13 protein-coding genes and 2 pseudogenes are annotated in these 18,922 nt (G+C 59.5%); 10 read left to right on the forward strand and 5 right to left on the reverse strand.

The genetic code is table 11. The features are described 5' to 3' along the window. Positions 1 to 49 precede the first annotated feature (49 nt). Both ACZ1HN_RS09275 and ACZ1HN_RS09280 read left to right on the forward strand, forming a co-directional pair. Positions 50 to 1,257: pseudogene (locus ACZ1HN_RS09275) on the forward strand (biopolymer transporter ExbB). Positions 1,258 to 1,259: 2 nt separating this feature from the next. Beyond that, a complete protein-coding gene (locus ACZ1HN_RS09280; protein ID WP_472727286.1) occupies positions 1,260 to 3,416 on the forward strand; it encodes a peptidoglycan -binding protein in 2,157 nt (718 codons plus the stop codon). Between the two features lie 77 nt (positions 3,417 to 3,493). Here ACZ1HN_RS09280 and ACZ1HN_RS09285 read toward each other — a convergent pair whose 3' ends face one another. The 3 genes from ACZ1HN_RS09285 to gloB form a co-directional block, all read right to left on the reverse strand. After that, entirely contained in the window at positions 3,494 to 4,393 is a 900-nt protein-coding gene (locus ACZ1HN_RS09285) for a M23 family metallopeptidase (RefSeq protein WP_472727287.1), read from the reverse strand. Between the two features lie 71 nt (positions 4,394 to 4,464). Beyond that, complete coding sequence (gene clpA / locus ACZ1HN_RS09290; RefSeq protein ID WP_299205007.1) at positions 4,465 to 6,786, reverse strand: ATP-dependent Clp protease ATP-binding subunit ClpA; 2,322 nt, start codon at positions 6,784 to 6,786, stop codon at positions 4,465 to 4,467. Between the two features lie 195 nt (positions 6,787 to 6,981). Next, on the reverse strand, positions 6,982 to 7,749 hold the full coding sequence (gloB, locus tag ACZ1HN_RS09295) for a hydroxyacylglutathione hydrolase (protein ID WP_472727288.1): 768 nt from the start codon (positions 7,747 to 7,749) through the stop codon (positions 6,982 to 6,984). A 72-nt stretch (positions 7,750 to 7,821) separates the two neighbouring features. On the opposite strand from gloB, the gene ACZ1HN_RS09300 reads away from it, so the two are divergent. Next, a complete protein-coding gene (locus ACZ1HN_RS09300; RefSeq protein WP_472727289.1) occupies positions 7,822 to 8,565 on the forward strand; it encodes a class I SAM-dependent methyltransferase in 744 nt (247 codons plus the stop codon). Between the two features lie 5 nt (positions 8,566 to 8,570). Here ACZ1HN_RS09300 and ACZ1HN_RS09305 read toward each other — a convergent pair whose 3' ends face one another. Beyond that, positions 8,571 to 10,094, reverse strand: a complete 1,524-nt coding sequence (locus ACZ1HN_RS09305; protein ID WP_472727290.1) for a calcium-binding protein — start codon at positions 10,092 to 10,094, stop codon at positions 8,571 to 8,573. A 394-nt stretch (positions 10,095 to 10,488) separates the two neighbouring features. On the opposite strand from ACZ1HN_RS09305, the gene ACZ1HN_RS09310 reads away from it, so the two are divergent. From ACZ1HN_RS09310 to ACZ1HN_RS09340, 7 genes and pseudogenes are all read left to right on the forward strand, one after another. After that, complete coding sequence (locus ACZ1HN_RS09310; protein WP_472727291.1) at positions 10,489 to 11,049, forward strand: F0F1 ATP synthase subunit delta; 561 nt, start codon at positions 10,489 to 10,491, stop codon at positions 11,047 to 11,049. Further along, positions 11,050 to 12,591: a F0F1 ATP synthase subunit alpha gene (gene atpA / locus ACZ1HN_RS09315; RefSeq protein ID WP_299604382.1), complete on the forward strand. Its 1,542-nt coding sequence runs from the start codon at positions 11,050 to 11,052 to the stop codon at positions 12,589 to 12,591. Between the two features lie 12 nt (positions 12,592 to 12,603). Further along, positions 12,604 to 13,476 (forward strand): F0F1 ATP synthase subunit gamma, encoded by an 873-nt coding sequence (locus tag ACZ1HN_RS09320; protein WP_299205023.1) that lies wholly within the window; start codon positions 12,604 to 12,606, stop codon positions 13,474 to 13,476. Between the two features lie 18 nt (positions 13,477 to 13,494). After that, positions 13,495 to 14,919 carry a F0F1 ATP synthase subunit beta gene (atpD, locus tag ACZ1HN_RS09325; RefSeq protein ID WP_299550135.1) on the forward strand — a complete coding sequence of 475 codons (1,425 nt, stop codon included), beginning with the start codon at positions 13,495 to 13,497 and terminating at the stop codon, positions 14,917 to 14,919. A gap of 91 nt (positions 14,920 to 15,010) precedes the next feature. Beyond that, positions 15,011 to 15,439: a F0F1 ATP synthase subunit epsilon gene (locus ACZ1HN_RS09330; RefSeq protein WP_472727292.1), complete on the forward strand. Its 429-nt coding sequence runs from the start codon at positions 15,011 to 15,013 to the stop codon at positions 15,437 to 15,439. A gap of 117 nt (positions 15,440 to 15,556) precedes the next feature. Beyond that, on the forward strand, positions 15,557 to 15,907 hold the full coding sequence (locus ACZ1HN_RS09335) for an H-type lectin domain-containing protein (protein WP_299205032.1): 351 nt from the start codon (positions 15,557 to 15,559) through the stop codon (positions 15,905 to 15,907). 612 nt (positions 15,908 to 16,519) lie between these two features. After that, positions 16,520 to 16,666 (forward strand): annotated as a pseudogene (locus tag ACZ1HN_RS09340) (transposase); the annotation flags it as partial. Between the two features lie 255 nt (positions 16,667 to 16,921). Here the strand turns inward: ACZ1HN_RS09340 and ACZ1HN_RS09345 are convergent. Continuing rightward, the gene (locus tag ACZ1HN_RS09345) at positions 16,922 to 18,922 is read right to left on the reverse strand and encodes a hypothetical protein (protein WP_472727293.1); all 2,001 of its coding nucleotides are present in this window, start codon (positions 18,920 to 18,922) and stop codon (positions 16,922 to 16,924) included.

Below are 18,922 nucleotides of genomic sequence, written 5' to 3' on the forward strand. Positions count from 1 at the left end.
CGATAGTCTGCCGCAAAAGCAGAACAGAGCAGGGGTCAGGAGCCACGCTATGGCACAGACCACACCCAAGGCACAGCCGCATTTCTCGCAGCCGGTTCAACAGATTTTCGCCATGGTCTTTGTACTGGGCATGTCGCTGTTTGGTGCGGTACTCGCACTGCCGCGCGTGCTGCCAGTGTTTCAGGCGAACCCCTATCTGAACGGCTTTATCCTTATGGTCTTTGCCATCGGGGTCATCGCCTGTTTCTGGCAGGTGTTTTCGCTGATCTCATCGGTGCGCTGGATCGAAGAATTTGCAAGCGACCGGGCGGATGCGCAGACAAAGGCGCCGCAGCTTCTGGGGTCGCTCGCGTCGCTGCTGCGGTCGCGGGGCGCGCGGATGCAGCTTTCAGCATCCTCGACACGCTCCATTCTGGATCCGGTTGCCACACGGATCGACGAAGTGCGCGATATCACGCGCTACATCGTCAACATGCTGATTTTCCTTGGCCTTCTGGGCACGTTCTACGGGCTGGCAACGACTGTCCCGGCGGTGGTCGACACGATCCGCAGCCTTGCCCCGCAAGAGGGCGAAGGCGGGGTCGCGGTGTTCAACCGGCTGATGACGGGTCTTGAGGCGCAATTGGGCGGCATGGGTGTTGCCTTTGCCTCATCTCTCCTGGGCTTGGCTGGATCGCTGGTGGTCGGCCTGCTTGAGCTCTTCGCGGGGCGCGGGCAAAACCGCTTTTACCGTGAACTTGAGGAATGGCTAAGCTCCATCACCCGTGTTGGCTTGTCCGATGGCGAGGGGGAGGCGACCAGAGTGCAATGGCAGGTGTGATCGACCATCTGGCCGAGCAGATGGAAAGCCTGCAAACTATGTTCACGCAGTCGGATATCAGCCGATCGATGGTGGATGAGAAACTGGGCCTGCTGGCGGATTCCGTTGATCGCATGACCGCGCGGCTTGAAGCGCAAGGCAGTGGAAACGAGACGCTGGCGCGGATGGCCGATGGGCAGGAACGTCTGATCGACGTGATCGAACGGCAGGGCACGGGCGACGGGATCGACGCTGAAAGCCGGATGCGCTTGCGGTCGATCGACGTTCAGATGCTGCGTATTCTCGAAGAAATCAGCGCGGGTCGACAGGAAACGATGGCGGAACTGCGCACCGATATTTCCGCCCTTGCCACGGCGCTAAGCCAGCCGCGGGGCCAAGGGCGCAAGCCGGGCGGCAACACTCGCAACCGCCAGGGCCACTCCGCAGGGGATAGCTGACCATGGCGCTGTCGCGACGCACAGGGCAACGGTTCCAGGCGTCCATCTGGCCGGGCTTCGTGGATGCGATGACCGGCCTGCTGCTGGTTCTGATGTTTGTTCTGACGATCTTCATGATCGTGCAATTTGTTCTGCGCGAAACGATCTCGGGTCAGGAAAACGAACTGGATCAACTGGCCGGTGAGGTGGCAGCCCTGGCGCAGGCACTTGGCTTGGAAGAACGCCGCGCGAACCAGTTGGATTCCCGCCTGTCCGCGCTGAGCGCGACATTGACCGATGCACAGACGCAAGTGGACACGCAGGCCGCGACGATTGCCGCCCTCACGGCGGAACGCGATGCACAAGCAACTGCGCTTGCACAGGCCGAAACCCGCATCACCAGCTTTGAGGCGCAAGTGGCTGCGCTGATTGCGGACCGCGATACGGCGCTTGAGACGGTAGCGGGGCTTGAAGAAGAACAAACACGCTTGTTGTCCGAGCAGGAGGCGCTGAACCTGGCCCTTGCTGCGGCCCGGGACGAGGTGGACGCACAAGCCGAAGAGGCCCGTCTGGCCGCTGCACGGACCGACGCATTGCAGGCCCTGATCGCGGATCTACGCAACAGGAATGCGGACAGCGCGGATCAGGCCGCCGCCTTGCAAGCCGATCTTGATGCGGCGCAAGAGGCGTTGAGCGCAGAAGAAGCCGCGCGGCTGGTCGAAGCCGCAGCCGCCGAAGCGTTGCGCGAACGGCTCGAAAATGCCGACACCGAGCTGACGGCTATGACCCTCGCGCTCGAAGCGCAGCGGAAGGAGGCCGAGGATACGCTCACCCTCTTGGCTGCTGCCCGGGCCGTGGAGAAGGATTTGAACGACCGTCTGGCGGCGGCGCTGCTGTCTGTGCAGGAATCCGGCAGTTCGGCGTCGGCGGCGCAGATCCGCATCGAAGATCTGGAAGCCGAATTGGCCGCCGCCCTCGCTGCACTTGATACGTCAAACGCGGAAAAGACCGCACTGTCCGAAGCACAAGCAAGCCTTGAAGCGCGCCTTGCCACGGCGCTGATCGACGCAGAGGCCGGAACGGAGGCGTCCCGGGCCCTTGCCGATGTTGAGGCTCAGATGGCTGTGATCGAAGAACGCCTCGCCGCGCTGGACCTTGAACGGGATGATCTGCGCGAGCGGTTGGCGGCAGCGGTGGCCGAGAAGGTGACCGCAGAGGGGCAGGTGGCTGCACAGGATGCTGATCTGGCAGAGTTGCGCACGCAGCTGGCCACCGCATTGGCCGCGCGTGAGGCGGCACTGGCTGACGCGCAGGCCGCAGGCAGCAGCAATTCGGACGTCCGCGAACAACTGGCTGCGGCGCTGGCCGCCAAGCTGACGGCAGAAGAGGCGCTGACCACGCAGATGTCCGAGGCAGAGCAGCGTGCAGCCCTTTTGGCTGCGGCACGTGAGGCTCTGAATGCCGAGGAAGCGGCCACGCTTGAGGCGCAGCGTCAGACAGAGTTGTTGAACCAACAGGTTTCACAACTTCGGACGCAATTGGGACAGCTTCAGGCACTTCTGGATGACGCTGTCGTGCGTGACGCAGCCAAAGACGTGCAATTGAGCACACTGGGCCGCGATCTGAACACTGCGCTGGCACGTGCGGCGCTGGAGGAACGCCGGCGGCGCGAGCTGGAAGAGGAAGAGCGCAAGCGGCTTGAGGCAGAGGCGCAGGACCTGGAACGCTACCGGTCTGAATTCTTCGGCCAGTTGCGGGATGTGTTGGGCGCTCAGGAAGGTGTGCGGATCGTCGGGGACCGGTTTGTCTTTTCCTCGGAAGTCTTGTTCCCGCCCGGTGGCGCTGAATTGTCGGTGGCAGGCCGGGGAGAGATCGGGAATATCGCGGGTATCCTGCGCGGTGTTGCAGATGACATTCCCGCTGGCATTGACTGGGTGCTGCAGGTGGACGGGCATACGGACAATGTGCCGCTGTCGGGGCAGGGCGAGTTTGCGGACAATTGGGAACTGAGCCAGGCGCGCGCACTGTCGGTTGTGCGGTACATGGTTAATTTCCTCGGCCTGCCGCCGGATCGGCTGTCCGCCAACGGGTTCGGACAATATCAGCCGATCAATCCTGTGGACACCGTTGAAGCGCGGGCGCAAAACCGTCGGATCGAGCTCAAATTCACCGAGAAATAGGGCGCACGAATACGTGCGCCTTACAGTCGTGTCCGGACGGCAGAAGCACCGTTGGGACAGCGCAGTACAACTGCGCCTTACTGGATGACGGTGGTGCCTTGAACGCGGCTGATTTCCTGTTCTCCCCTGCGCAGAACCACGGTGCCGGTGTAGCGTCCGCTGGGCCAACTGGCCGTTGTTCGTTTCTTGCCAAGGGCGCGGAAAAACTGCGCTTGATCGCGATCTATATCGACCATGTCGTCGATCAGCGTTCCATCAGGGCCATCGATGCGCAGTTGCATCTTGTCCCCCGCCTTTCCGCCAAACGCATAGCCAAAAACCACGATCGCAGGGGCATCTACCGGCATGTGCGCGGCCGTCGCGCGGCCCGCCTTTATGTCGTCGAACTCGGGCACCCTGTCGGAAAAGCCCACCTCCAGCACGGCGCCCGGGCGATAGGGCGGGGGCGTTTGCCATAGCGTGTTGGCGCTGGGGGCCCCGCATTGAACCTTTCCGTCCGGATCAAACGGGTCGACGACCTGTCCATCTTTGCGAAGGGTCATATGGACATGTGGAAACTGGGTCCGGCCTGACAGGCCCACCTCTCCCAGAACAGTGCCCTCATCCACGCGGTCGCCCGTTTTGACGGTGACACTTTCGCGTTTGAGGTGGCAATATTGGGTGCTCCACCCATCGCCGTGATCGATCAGTACACCATTGCCGCATTCGCGTCCGTTGATCTGGCTGCTTTCGTCCGCACGGAAAAGCCTGTCTTCCATCCCGTCGCGTGTGCCCTGGACCGTGCCGGGGGCTGCGGCAATGACAGTCACACCGCGCCGCATCTGGTCCAGGGACCGAAGGGCGAAATCCGTGCCCTGATGCGTATCGTAGCTGAGTGTGGAGCAGCGGAAATCCATGGCCTCGGGCGACGGATCATGATCCACATATTGCTGGATGAAGCATTCGGTACCCAGATCGCAATCAATGGGCAGGTTCAACAAAATCTCCCTCGCCGCGAGCGGGGTCGCAGCGAGGGTCGATATCAATGCGGCAAACGCTGCCGCCCGCATCAGTCTGCGGTCAGAAGCGGTGGCTTGTCGCCCGAGATGCGTGGTTTGTCAGGGCCAGAGAGCTTCAGATCCAGCTCGCCATTCTTGACACCCACGCGGACAACGCCGCCTTTCATCAGCTTGCCAAAGAGCAACTCCTCGGCCAGCGGTTTCTTGATATGCTCCTGGATCACACGGCCCAACGGGCGCGCGCCCATCTTGTCGTCGTAGCCCTTGTCGGCCAGCCACTCGGCGGCAGGCTTCGTCAACTCGATGGTCACGTTACGATCCATGAGCTGCGCTTCCAGTTGCAGCACGAATTTCTCGACCACGGACAGGATCGTGTCTTTGCCCAGCGGTGCAAAGCTGATCACAGCATCCAGGCGGTTACGGAATTCCGGCGTGAATGTACGTTCGATCGCTGCCGTATCCTCGCCCTCGCGCCGCTCGCGGCCAAAGCCGATTGCGGCCTTCGCCATGTCAGCCGCACCGGCATTCGACGTCATGATCAGGATCACGTTACGGAAATCCACCGTCCGACCGTTGTGGTCGGTCAGTTTGCCGTGGTCCATCACCTGCAGCAGGATATTGTAGACATCCGGGTGCGCCTTTTCCATCTCGTCCAACAACAGAACGCAATGCGGATGCTGGTCAACGCCATCGGTGAGCATGCCACCCTGATCGAACCCGACATATCCCGGAGGGGCACCGATCAGGCGGCTGACGGCGTGTTTCTCCATGTATTCCGACATGTCGAAGCGCAGCATTTCCACACCCAGCGTGTCCGCCAGTTGCTTGGCCACCTCGGTTTTGCCCACGCCCGTAGGACCGGCAAACAGGTAGTTGCCGATGGGCTTTTCAGGCTCGCGCAGACCGGCCCGCGCCAGCTTGATGGCCGAGGCGAGGGCCTCGATCGCAGGGTCCTGACCAAACACCACGCGTTTGAGAGACACTTCGAGGTCCTTGAGGGTCTCTGCATCGTCCTTGGACACGTTTTTCGGAGGAATACGGGCAATCTTCGCCACGACATTCTCAATCTCCTTGGTGCCGATGGTCTTGCGGCGCTTGGCGGCCGTGACCAGGTGCTGGGCCGCGCCCGCCTCGTCGATCACGTCGATGGCGCTGTCAGGCAGCTTGCGGTCGTTGATGTAGCGGCTCGCCAGCTCAACGGATGTCTTGATCGCATCCGACGTGTATTTGACCCCGTGGTGATCCTCGAAATAGGGCTTGAGGCCCTTGAGGATTTTCGTGGCGTCTTCAACCGAGGGCTCGTTGACGTCAATTTTCTGGAACCGGCGGCTCAGCGCGCGGTCCTTTTCAAAATGCTGGCGGAACTCTTTGTAGGTGGTCGAGCCCATGGTGCGCAGCTTGCCGCCCTGCAAGGCAGGTTTCAGCAGGTTGGACGCGTCCATGGCACCACCGGACGTGGCGCCGGCGCCGATTACAGTGTGGATTTCGTCGATGAACAGAACAGCATCCTTGTGCTCTTCCAACTCGGTGACAACTGCCTTCAGACGCTCTTCAAAATCACCGCGATACCGCGTACCGGCCAGCAACGCGCCCATGTCGAGCGAATAGATGGTTGTACCAGACAGCACTTCGGGCGTTTCACCAGCCACGATCTTGCGCGCAAGACCTTCGGCGATGGCGGTCTTGCCCACGCCTGGATCACCCACAAGAAGTGGGTTGTTCTTGCGGCGGCGGCACAGCACCTGAATGCAGCGCTCCACTTCGGCCGATCGGCCGATCAGCGGATCGATATCACCCTCGCGCGACTTTTCGTTCAGGTCCACGCAATACTTGGCAAGTGCGCTTTCCTTCTTCTCGCCTTCGGTCACGCCTTGCGGCTCTTCTTCGGCTTCCGGCGCACCGGAGACAGGTCGCGCTTCGCCAAAGGCGGGGTCCTTGGCCACACCGTGCGCGATAAAGTTCACCGCGTCATAGCGTGTCATGTCCTGCTCTTGCAGGAAATAGGCTGCGTTCGATTCGCGCTCGGCAAAGATGGCGACCAGAACATTGGCACCGGTCACTTCCGTGCGGCCCGATGACTGCACGTGAATGGCCGCGCGTTGGATAACGCGCTGGAAGGCGGCTGTGGGCACGGCTTCGGAGCCGTCAATATCAGTCACCAGGTTCGACAGGTCGTCGTCCACGAACTCCTCAAGCGTGCCGCGCAACTCGTCGATATCGACTGAACACGCCTGCATGACACGGCGTGCATCAGGTTCGTCGACCAGCGACAGCAGCAAATGCTCCAGCGTTGCGAATTCGTGCCGGCGTTCGTTGGCCAGCGCAAGCGCCTGATGAATGGCTTTTTCGAGTGTCGTCGAGAATGAAGGCACGGCTCGTGCTCCTTTCGATCGGGGTCGGGTGGGGGCGCCAAGGTATGTCGAGGCCCCGTACCAACCATGGCCTCATGTGTTTAAGTTTGGTTGAAGATCGCGCAGCTTCAAGGCTTTTTGCACCTTGACCCTCACAATATGCGTGAGAAACGTTACGATGGTGTCACTTTGGGCGCATTGGTGGACTGATCCGTCTCAGAAGTTGTCCTTCCGGGTGCGGATTTCCGTGAATACGTCGGTGGCGTTGGCACCTTTCATTCCCAGATGGGCCTGAATGGCGGGGTCGTGGGCGCGCAGAAATGGGTTTGTCGCCCGTTCCTCGGACAAAAGCGATGGAACAGTCGGGGTGCCCGATGCGCGTTTCTCGGCCACCTCGCGGATTCGCGATATAAGGTCCGTATTCTCAGGATCAATGGTGAGGGCGAATTTCCCGTTGGCCGTTGTGTATTCATGGCCGGAGTAAACATGGGTATCACCGGGCAGGGCGGCCAGCTTTTGCAGGCTGTCATGCATTTGCGGCTTGGTGCCCTCGAACACCCGCCCGCAGCCTAACGCCATCAGGCTATCGGCGGTAAACACCGCCCTGGAGGCGGGAAAGTGGAACGCGATGTGACCAACGGTGTGGCCCGACACGTCGATGACAGTCCCTGTTTCTGACCCGATGGTGACCGCGTCACCTTCGGCCACCTGTACATCAAGCGCAGGCAGGCGGTGCACATCGGCGCTGGCGCCCGTGACGCGGGCAGGGTGCTGGGCAAGCAGATCCTGCAAACCGTCCACGTGATCATAATGGTGATGCGTGATCAGAACATCCGTCAGCTTCCATCCCGTCTCGGCCAATGCTGCAAGAATTGGCGCGGCCTCGGGCGCGTCAATTAATGCGGTGTCTCCAGTGTCCGGGTCATGGGCCAGAAACGCATAGTTGTCGGCGAGGCAGGGGATCGTGCGAATGTCGAGAGGCATGGCAATTCGGCTCTTTGTGCTTAGTGTTAGAACCAAGGTGGTCCGAACGGGCCGGATGAACAAGAGACGATCATGCATCTTGATGTGCAGGACCTGCGCAATTTCTATTACCGCAGCGCGCTGGGGCGCGCCGCGCAGGCATCGCTGCGGCGACGGCTTGTCGAATTGTGGCCCGAAGCCAAAGGCCAGACCGTTGCAGGCTTCGGCTTTGCCGCACCTCTCTTGCGCCCCTATCTGAAAGAAGCGCGACGTGTCGTGGCGCTTATGCCCGGCCCCCAGGGGGTGATGCCGTGGCCGCCTGATAAGCCGAATGTGTCCGTGCTGACCGAAGAAACCCTGTGGCCCATTGAAACGGGGCACGTGGACAAGCTGGTCGTCCTGCACGGGCTCGAGACGTCAGAGCGCGCCTATGACCTGCTGGAAGAGGCGTGGCGTGTGCTGGGGCCGGGCGGCAAGGCGCTGTTCATCGTGCCGAACCGCGCCGGGCTGTGGTCGCGTCGGGATCGCACGCCCTTTGGCTATGGACGGCCCTATTCGGCCAGCCAACTCGAAACACAGCTGCGCAAACACCAGTTCCTGCCCGAACGGCATGTGGGTGCGCTCTACCAGTTTCCGTCCACCAAAAGGCTGTGGATGAAATCAGCCCCAATGTTCGAAAAGGTGGGGCGATTGATGCCGGGTATGGTGGCAGGTGGGGCGTTCATGGTCGAAGCATCGAAACTGGTCTACCCGCCCAAGGGCAAGGCCGTGCGGTCCAAGGCCAAGCGGCAAAAGGTGCCGCAAGGGGTCACGGCACCTGTCGCGGGGCGGGTCTAGTGACGTTAGTCGACGATCACAATTTGATCCGTTGTGATATCCGATATGCCGTTGATGCGGATAATTGCTGTACCCGGGTCTAAAGTACCGTTGGGTGCGTAGGTCAAACGCACATCAGTAACGCCATCTTCCAGGTTCTGAACGACTTCGACGTTGTCGACCGTGGCACCATTGAAAGAACCGATCTGCAGCAGGTCTTCGCTTGGGTCGAAATCCGTTACTTGAAGAAAAACGGCCTCGGGGTCGCCATAGGGATCTCGGACCCGGGCACTGATGGTGTCGGCACCCTCGCCTCCGGTGATGGTGGCCGGACCATCCTCATCGTTGTAGGAACTGACAAGGGTGAACAGGTCATCGCCTTCACCGCCAAATGCAGTGCTCCCCTCTGCAAGTTGCAACGTATCGTTGCCCGCTCCCCCATAGCCGGTTGCGCCCATGTCCACATTAAGGGAATCGTTCCCCAATCCACCGAACGCTTCTGACCCGATGCCGCCCACAACCAGCCGGTCGTCGCCAGCGTCTCCGAAAAGCGTCACCACCCCGTCGCTTCGTGCGTTCAGTTGGTCATTCCCATCGCCTCCGCGGGCTTCACCCCCGTATATGCTAACGGTGTCGTTCCCTGCGCCAGCATCCACGGTTGCATTCGAGGTCCGTATCAAGTCGTCGCCGTCACCTCCGTCGATGACGACAGCAGGTTCTGTACCGTCGATCCGCCAGAACGATATGTCTCGAATGCTAAAAACACCTTCGATCGTGTCGTCACCTGCGCCACCGGAGAGAGTGGTTTCCCCATGATCTGCGATCAAGATGTCGTTCCCGTTGCCGCCCTCGAGGGCAATCCCCTCTGTTCCGGTCGTCAGCCAGTCTGCTTCGCTGGTGCCGGTCGTATCTTCGGTCACCACCTGCTCGGTAATGCCACCACGGGTCACAACATAGTCTTCGTTCAGAAAGGTGATCAGTTCATCGCCATCGGTTGTGGCCTCCAAATAGTGGACATCGATGTCAACATTGGAGGTGATGTCGGGCAAAACATCCCGCATCGCGCCTGGATCGGGCAGCGGGTTTCCATCCTCTGGCAAATCCAGCGCAACCGTTCCCAACAGCTCTAGCCCGAAATGGTTCTCAAAATCTGCCAACTGATAATCGTAGGGATCGCCGCCAAAGTTCTGTTGCCCAGGGATGTCCCAACGGTCCTCGAAATCGTTATCAGACAGGTCCACACCTTCCGGTACGAGATAAAAGCGTGCCTCATAGGTCCGGTAGAAATCGCCGGGGCTGTCCTCACTGTTAACATAGATAACACTGGCCACGTTGCGGGTCTCATCAGCGCCTACGTCGATCATTACTTCATTAGCCGCCGCATCGAAGTCGAACGCTGCACCGATGTCCTGATCGCCGGGGTCTGTTGGAGTGTCGGGTTCGTCCGGCCCGTCCTGTGGCGGAACTGCATCCTCACCGTTTTCGCCATCGTCCAACATGCCGAATGACAGCGCACCTGTCATCAACGCCAAAAGCATCAACGCGCCCATACCAATTCCTTTCCCGTTCGCCCCCGAACGCCCGGAAGTTGTATCTGACGCCAATGCGAGTCAACAAATCGATCTTGCACGTGCTGTCGCGCTCAATGACCCGTTGCGATTGAACCACATATCGCCCCGTTAGACCCGGAATCGCCCCCAAACGCCCACGTTTTGTGACGGAAATTTTGCAATTCCTGCGGGCCAAACGGTCGCAGTTTTGTTAACCCCTTGAAATCGCGAAATAACCGCCCTAACGCCCGTTCACGAACACATGTTGCGGGGTGGCAAACCCTCTGCTACATCCCCCCTGATTTTCACGCCTTGGCCAAAATCAGGGCGGTCCAACACCCCGGGCCACGCATCCGTGTGCAGCAATCCGGGCCAAGACATCGAAAGGGTGGACGTGTCCGAACCAGCTTCGATCTCCACAGGTATCGCCGCGCGCTATGCCACTGCTGTCTACGAACTTGCCAAAGAAGGCAAAGCCGTCAAAAAACTCAAAGGTGATATTGAAACCCTGACAGCCGCCATGGCTGACAGCGGCGACTTCAATGCCCTGATCCAATCGCCCGTTTACAGCCGGGAAGAGCAGGCCGCCGCCATCACTGCGATCGCCAAGAAAGCCAAGCTGACCGACCTGATGTCGAACACGCTGGCCCTGATGGCCGAAAAGCGCCGCCTGTTCGTGCTGCCGCAATTGGTGCAGGCGCTGCGCGAGGTGATCGCCGAGGACAAAGGCGAAGTGACCGCAGACGTGACGTCCGCCAAGGCGCTGACAAAAACGCAAAGCGACAAGCTTGCCAAGACGCTCAAGGCCCGCATGGGCAAGGACGTCACCATCAATGCAACCGTCGATGAAAGCCTTATCGGCGGTTTGATCGTAAAAGTGGGCTCGAAGATGATCGATACGTCGATCCGCTCCAAGCTCTCTTCCCTCCAGAATGCAATGAAAGAGGTCGGATAAATGGGTATCCAAGCAGCAGAGATTTCTGCGATCCTGAAAGACCAGATCAAGAACTTTGGTCAGGAAGCAGAAGTGGCCGAAGTGGGCCGCGTTTTGTCGGTAGGGGACGGGATTGCCCGCGTCTACGGCCTCGACAACGTGCAAGCCGGTGAGATGGTCGAATTCCCCGGTGGCATTCAGGGTATGGCCCTGAACCTCGAGAACGACAACGTCGGTGTTGTTATCTTCGGGTCCGACCGTGACATCAAAGAAGGCGACACCGTCAAGCGCACCAACTCCATCGTGGACGTGCCTGCCGGGAACGAACTGCTGGGCCGCGTTGTAGACGGTCTGGGCAACCCGCTGGACGGCAAAGGCCCCATCGCCTCGTCCGAGCGCCGCGTCGCTGACGTCAAAGCCCCCGGCATCATCCCCCGTAAATCGGTGCACGAGCCGATGGCGACCGGCCTCAAAGCCGTTGACGCGATGATCCCGATTGGCCGTGGCCAGCGCGAACTGATCATTGGTGACCGTCAGACCGGCAAGACCGCCGTTGCTCTGGACGCGATCCTGAACCAGAAATCCTACAACGACGCTGCGGGCGATGATGAGAGCAAGAAGCTCTACTGCATCTACGTGGCCGTCGGCCAAAAGCGTTCGACCGTGGCGCAGCTGGTGAAGAAGCTCGAAGAATCCGGTGCGATCGACTACTCGATCGTCGTGGCTGCAACCGCATCCGACCCGGCCCCCATGCAGTTCCTGGCACCCTACGCCGCGACCGCCATGGCCGAGTTTTTCCGTGACAATGGCCGCCACGCGCTGATCATCTATGATGACCTGTCGAAGCAGGCTGTGTCCTATCGCCAGATGTCGTTGCTGCTGCGCCGCCCACCGGGCCGCGAAGCTTACCCTGGCGACGTTTTCTACCTTCACTCGCGCCTGCTGGAACGTTCGGCCAAGCTGAACGAAGACAACGGTGCCGGTTCGCTGACGGCCCTGCCGATCATCGAAACCCAAGGTGGTGACGTGTCGGCCTTTATTCCGACCAACGTGATCTCGATCACCGACGGCCAGATCTTCCTTGAAACCGAACTGTTCTACCAGGGCATCCGCCCCGCCGTGAACACCGGTCTTTCGGTGAGCCGCGTGGGTTCCTCGGCGCAAACAGACGCGATGTCGTCGGTTGCGGGTCCGGTGAAACTGTCGCTGGCCCAGTACCGCGAAATGGCCGCCTTTGCCCAGTTCGGCTCTGACCTTGATGCCGCCACGCAGCAGCTGCTGAACCGTGGTGCGCGCCTGACCGAACTTATGAAGCAATCGCAGTATTCGCCCCTGACCAACGCGGAAATCGTCTGCGTGATCTTTGCAGGCACCAATGGCTACCTCGACAACATCGACGTCAGCGCAGTTGGCAAATTCGAAGCGGGCCTGCTCAACTTCCTGCGGTCGCAGAAAGCCGACTTCCTGAAGTGGATCGCTGACGAAGATCCCAAGTTCAAGAGCGGCGAGAACGTCGACAAGATGAAGGCGGTCCTCGACGAGTTCGCTTCGACCTTCGCATAAGGAGATCGGGCAATGCCAAATCTCAAGGACCTGAAAAACAGGATCGAAAGCGTCAAGTCGACGCGGAAGATCACCAAGGCCATGCAGATGGTGGCCGCCGCGAAACTGCGGCGGGCACAGGAAGCTGCCGAAATGTCGCGTCCCTATGCCGAACGGTTCACCGCCGTGATGGCGGGGTTGGCGTCGGCGGCGGCGGGCTCTGACAGCGCACCCAAACTGCTCAGCGGTACGGGCTCGGATCAGACGCATCTCTTGGTGGTGATGACATCGGAACGTGGTTTGTGCGGTGGTTTTAACACCAACATCGCCAAACTGGCGCGGGCCAAGGCGACGGAACTGCAAGCCGCAGGCAAGACGGTCAAGATCCTGACCGTTGGCAAGAAAGGCCGCGATCAGCTGAAACGCGACTTTGGCAACATGTTTGTCGGTCACGTGGACATGACCGAGGTCAAGCGCATGAGCTATGCGGATGCCCAAGGCGTGGCCAAGGACGTGCTGGGCCGCTTTGATGCGGGCGAATATGACGTGGCGACGATCTTCTTCTCGAAGTTCCAGAACGTCGTGACCCAGATCCCCACAGCGCAACAGATCATCCCCTTCGCGATCCCCGAGGATTACGAGGGCAGCGACACGCTCTATGATTACGAGCCGGACGAAGAGGCCATTCTGGCCGACCTTCTGCCGCGCGGCGTGGCCACGGCGATCTTTTCCGGCCTGCTGGAAAACGGCGCGTCCGAACAGGGCGCCCGGATGAGCGCCATGGACAACGCGACGCGCAACGCTGGCGACATGATCGACAAGCTGACCATCGAGTTCAACCGCTCGCGTCAGGCTGTGATCACGAACGAGCTGATTGAAATCATTTCCGGCGCGGAAGCGCTGTAAGACACCCGGAGACGAAAAATGGCAAACGCTAAAGGCAAAATCACACAAGTCATCGGGGCCGTCTGCGACGTGCAATTCGATGACCACCTGCCAGAGATTCTGAACGCTCTGGAAACCGACAACCACGGCAACCGCCTGATCCTTGAGGTCGCGCAGCACCTTGGTGAAAACACCGTGCGCTGCATCGCGATGGACAGCTCCGAAGGTCTGGTACGCGGTCAGGAAGTGACTGACACTGACGGCCCGATCATGGTGCCGGTTGGCCCGAAAACACTGGGTCGTATCCTCAACGTCGTGGGCGAACCCGTTGACGAAGGTGGCCCGGTTGAAGCGGAAGAAAAACGCGCCATTCACCAGGACGCGCCCGCCTTTTCAGAGCAGTCGACAGAATCCGAAGTTCTCGTGACCGGCATCAAGGTCGTTGACTTGCTGGCCCCCTACGCCAAGGGCGGCAAAATCGGCCTCTTTGGCGGTGCTGGCGTGGGCAAAACCGTTCTGATCATGGAACTGATCAACAACATCGCCAAAGTGCACTCGGGCTACTCCGTGTTCGCAGGTGTGGGTGAACGGACACGTGAAGGCAACGACCTTTATCACGAGATGATCGAGTCGAACGTGATCAAGCCCGACAACCTCGAAGAAAGCCAAGTGGCGCTGGTCTACGGCCAGATGAACGAACCTCCCGGTGCGCGTGCCCGTGTGGCCCTGACCGGTCTGACGCTGGCGGAACAGTTCCGTGATGCCTCCGGGACCGACGTTCTGTTCTTCGTCGACAACATCTTCCGCTTCACCCAAGCGGGTTCCGAAGTGTCCGCTCTGCTCGGCCGTATTCCTTCGGCGGTGGGCTACCAGCCAACACTGGCCACCGACATGGGTGCGATGCAGGAACGGATCACCTCGACCAAATCCGGTTCGATCACATCCATTCAGGCCGTTTACGTGCCTGCGGATGACTTGACCGACCCCGCGCCTGCGACAACCTTTGCGCACCTCGATGCGACCACTGTTCTGAACCGCGCGATCTCGGAACTCGGCATCTACCCCGCCGTGGACCCGCTCGACAGCTCCTCGCGCCTGATGGACCCGCAGATCGTGGGTGAAGAGCACTACAAGGTGGCCTCGGACGTGCAGCAGATCCTGCAGCGCTACAAGTCGCTCCAGGACATCATCGCCATCCTCGGGATGGACGAACTGTCGGAAGAGGACAAGCTGACCGTGGCCCGCGCCCGGAAAATCCAGCGCTTCCTGTCGCAGCCCTTCGATGTGGCCAAAGTGTTCACCGGCTCGGACGGTGTTCAGGTTCCGCTGGAAGACACGATTGCCTCGTTCAAGGCGGTTGTGGCCGGTGAGTATGACCACCTGCCCGAAGGTGCGTTCTACATGGTTGGCGGCATCGACGAAGTGATCGCCAAAGCCGAGAAGATGGCGGCCGACGCAGCTTAAGGTGCATGGCGGGGTGAAACCCCGCCCTACATCTCCGAACGAACTCCGGGCGTAAGGTGGGGTTTAACCCCACCGCCCATTGAAGGAGAAGATGATGCAATTTGATTTGGTATCGCCCGAGCGCAGCCTCGCATCCATGGACGCGACAGCCGTACAGATCCCCGGTGCCGATGGCGATATGACCGTGATGGCCGACCATGCCCCCACGATCACGACCCTGCGCCCCGGCGTGCTCAAGGTCGAGGCGGGCAACGACACCCATGAATACGTTGTGACCGGTGGCTTTGCCGAGATCGGCACGCAGGGCGTGTCCGTTCTGGCGGAACGTGCGGTTGCGAAGGGTGATATGACGCAGGACCAGTTGGACGCGATGTTCGACGAGGTACAGGATGTCTACAACCGCGCCAAGGATGCGGCACAGGGCGACACTGGCCCCGTGGACGACGCGGCCAAGCTGCTGGCCGACATGGCAGCCATGGGGTCCGAGATCGGGCTGAGCACCAAGCAGCCCAGCCTGTAACACTCTTTCAAGAGATGTGTGAAAGGCCTCGCATATCGCGGGGCCTTTTTTCGATTTTGGGGCCTTAAATTACCGGTCTGACGTGGTACGAAACCAAAGCCCAATAAGAACGATCTGATGAAACGACTGCGCAACCACCTGATAGGCATCGACCAAGGCGACACCGTCCTGTTCTCCGATTTCGAGGACGGGGGCGAGATGTGGACTGGCCGTGGGCAACGCGAACGCCGCCGTAGAGTGAGCTTTTCCGAACCGTTCCGGACAGAGCCGTCTGTTCATGTGTCGATTTCCATGTGGGACGTTGATACCGCCTCCGCCTTGCGCGCCGATGCCATGGCCGAAACCATCACAAAAGATGGGTTTGACCTCGTGTTCCGCACCTGGGGCGACACGCGCATTGCACGCGTGCGGCTGGCGTGGATGGCCATGGGCGAGTTGCGACAGGCGGACGATTGGGATTTGTACTAACTCCGGTTTTTTCGTCAGCGATGTTTTGACACTCGGCGATTGGTGGCTGTGCGGGACGGAGCTGCCGCCGACGGTTCCAATTCCAATGTGCGAGACGAATAGCGGACAGTCGTTGTTGCGAGTACAATCGATACTCTATCGATTTAGCCAGACGTATTCATCCACCAAACTCTGAACCAGCTGGTTGGGAACTGATGGATATGCTGCAAGAAAGTCGTTTCGAACAGTCTTGGCGTCATGCATCAAGTTCGCGCCGGCGGTATGTGTTGGCTTTATCAGAAGAACGTGCTCGTCATTTTCTTGTGGGTCTCTAGGATAAGATCTGCCCTCGTTTCCCCAAAAAACTCAATGACTTCGGACCAAGCATCTGTACGCCATTTTTTTCGTCCAATCGCTTTCGATAGAGGTGATCTCGCACATATTTCCAAGGTTTTCGACAGATCATCAGGCGCTATTGTTCCCGTACTTCTAGGCTTGGACATCGCGATGTTCTCAGTTTTGTTGCGACTATTGGGACATGTTGTTTGAGTAAATCATTTCAGAGCAAACGCAGCATCGTGCTGTCTGCCCCGGCGTACTCAGATGGTGGTCGGGACAGCGACCAGTATAGGCGTCAAATACGACAAACGGCGTAACCGCACCGAGATCATGTTCGGCAGGTTCAAGGACTGGCGGCGCGCCGCAACGCGGTATGATCGCTGCCCAAAGGTGTTCCTCTCGGCAATCGCCCTCGCTGCAATCGTCATCTATTGGCTATGATTCATGACCCTAGAACAATTCGGATCTTCTCTTCGGCAGAAAATTTCTACCGCGTCTTGCGCTTGATCTTTTTTACAAGTTTGTCAGCTATCCATTCGGCCCAGTACTTGATCTCATCTCGTATCCTCTCAAGGATCATGATGAGCTCACAACTCTCGCTTAGCAAAAACAATCCAGTCTGTCTCAAAGGCCCTGACGGGGTTACACAGGTAGACATACTGGACCTACCCAGGCGCAGCCCTCAGGTTGGTGGGATCACCACCAACCTGAACTATCCTTCGGCACAGGGATCACCAGCTCCTGGAACTGCACCAGCGGCAGCCGGTCATTGTCGGTGACAATCGTGGTCGCAAATACCGTCAGCAGGAACTTTAGACTGCTGTCGGGGGATTGTGCGCTCGTGGTCGCTTGCCAATTGGCCAGATTTGACGCGATCTGAGCAGCCAGCGTCCTTTCATCACCCGGATCAACTTTACCTGCGACCAGGAAGACCGGTAGCACGCTATAGGCGCTGTTGCCCTTATTCGCCATGACCTCATACCGGTAGGAAATCGAGCTTTCAGTTTCCAACGGTGGGTTGGTGCCGTTCTGAACCGAATCCTTCGGCGGGGTGGTCAGGTCGATCAACATCGCCTCAATGGCTTCTGCCAGCGTCACCTTTGACTCGAGGTCTATCTGGTCTGGTGCACCAATCAGAGGCACGATAGGCGTGGGCCACGCGACCGTTTCAGTGCGATAGACAAAGTCGGGGTTGGTCTGCTGGGGTGGGATGGCGAGGTTTCGGTTCCGCTCGGTGAACGCGCTTGGCAGCACATTCTGGTAGTCAAGGACGTAAAGGTTCTCCCATGTCAGCGTCAGAACACGTTCCGACTTGCCGTTGTCGGGCGAATAGATCGCTGTATCACCGCTGGCTGATTTGAACGTGTAACCAGTGATCGTTGGCCATGGCGGCGTGCCGCTTGAGCGTGACCAAGTGCCTTTCACCTGTAAATCCGTACTGTTTTCGACATTCTGGATATTAAAGTGCCAGACTTCGGTGTCGTCATCTGCCGTGACCCGGTCCAGCCCACCGCGCGGTGGCTCCGGCGGTTGCCAGCTGCTCCATGTTGCCGCAACGCCTGCGATGATCGCGCTGAAATCCTTGAGCGCATTGATCGACTCTGCGCCACCATCGGCGGGCAGTTGTTCGATTTTGGGTTCGAGCTGTGGATATTCAAAGACAAACCGCGCCAGCGCATCGAACAAATCCTTGGGCGGGTCGCGCCCGTCGTCGATGGCCAACAAGGCCCCGGTAGAGACCGATGTGGGACCCATGTTCGTTTGCAGCTGGTTGAACGTCAGCGACAGGTTCAGGGTGTCCTGATCGGCGGCCGAGCGTTCGACCTGCAACTCGTAGCTCCAGACCAGCGCATCCTGAATGGTGCTGACCGTCGTTTTGGCCTGCGCCTTGGTCGACAGCAGTTTGGGCAAGGGCGGATAGCTGCGCAACGGGATCGGAATCCGTGTTTCTCCAATCGGCTGTGTCAGCGTGTTGTCCTGTTCCTGCGGCAGATCGCCGGGGTTCTGTTGCAGGACAAAGGTCAGCCAGCTGGACGGGACATATCCACGATCCGATGCCTGACCATCGCGCTGATGCTCCAACTGGTTGACCTCATAGTTCAGATCCAGATTGAAAGCGCGCTGTGCCTCTGGGTCACTGGCCGAAACCAGGAAGTTCAGCCAGTTCTTTTGGTCGTCTGTGGTTTGCACCAGCGGTAGGGTCGATGGCGTCAGCGAATAGGGCAGCTTGTCGGGGTCACCCTGTCCGGGGACCTGCATGGCACCATAGAGTTGTGGCGGCAACGAAGGGTCCCCGCTGGGTTCGATCGGACCGTTGAGGTTCACAATCGCCTCCAGCTGCGTCAGCGTCGAGAAGCCATAGTCATTGGCCAACGTGCGCAGCAAGGCCTGCCGCCACGTCTCTTTGGCAGACTTCGGATCACCCGTGCCGTCCGGTTCGTCGTAGACATAGGTGATCTTGTCCGAAATCGACCCGGCCAACGTTTCCTTGTTCTCGACAAAGGGATCGTACAGTTCGTCCTCGATGCTGGAATGATCCGCAACCGCCGGGGCCATGATCGGGCTAAAGATCGTTTCGACCGTGGTCAGGAACAGTGCGCCCCATTGGTCCATATCCGTACTGTTGAAAATGCGATTGACCAGATCATAGCCTTTGTCCGAGCCGCTGGGATTGCCGTAATCCTTCAGGTCCGGCAC

This window comes from Tateyamaria sp. GN1-10 (genome assembly GCF_055693845.1).

Excerpts from the sequence above, each read along its gene's own strand:
- atpA (WP_299604382.1), top strand. The coding sequence starts at position 11,050 with ATGGGTATCCAAGCAGCAGAGATTTCTGCGATCCTGAAAGACCAGATC.
- atpD (WP_299550135.1), top strand. The coding sequence starts at position 13,495 with ATGGCAAACGCTAAAGGCAAAATCACACAAGTCATCGGGGCCGTCTGC.
- ACZ1HN_RS09330 (WP_472727292.1), top strand. The coding sequence starts at position 15,011 with ATGATGCAATTTGATTTGGTATCGCCCGAGCGCAGCCTCGCATCCATG.
- gloB (WP_472727288.1), bottom strand. The coding sequence starts at position 7,749 with ATGCCTCTCGACATTCGCACGATCCCCTGCCTCGCCGACAACTATGCG.
- ACZ1HN_RS09280 (WP_472727286.1), top strand. The coding sequence starts at position 1,260 with ATGGCGCTGTCGCGACGCACAGGGCAACGGTTCCAGGCGTCCATCTGG.
- ACZ1HN_RS09305 (WP_472727290.1), bottom strand. The coding sequence starts at position 10,094 with ATGGGCGCGTTGATGCTTTTGGCGTTGATGACAGGTGCGCTGTCATTC.
- ACZ1HN_RS09335 (WP_299205032.1), top strand. The coding sequence starts at position 15,557 with ATGAAACGACTGCGCAACCACCTGATAGGCATCGACCAAGGCGACACC.
- ACZ1HN_RS09300 (WP_472727289.1), top strand. The coding sequence starts at position 7,822 with ATGCATCTTGATGTGCAGGACCTGCGCAATTTCTATTACCGCAGCGCG.
- ACZ1HN_RS09320 (WP_299205023.1), top strand. The coding sequence starts at position 12,604 with ATGCCAAATCTCAAGGACCTGAAAAACAGGATCGAAAGCGTCAAGTCG.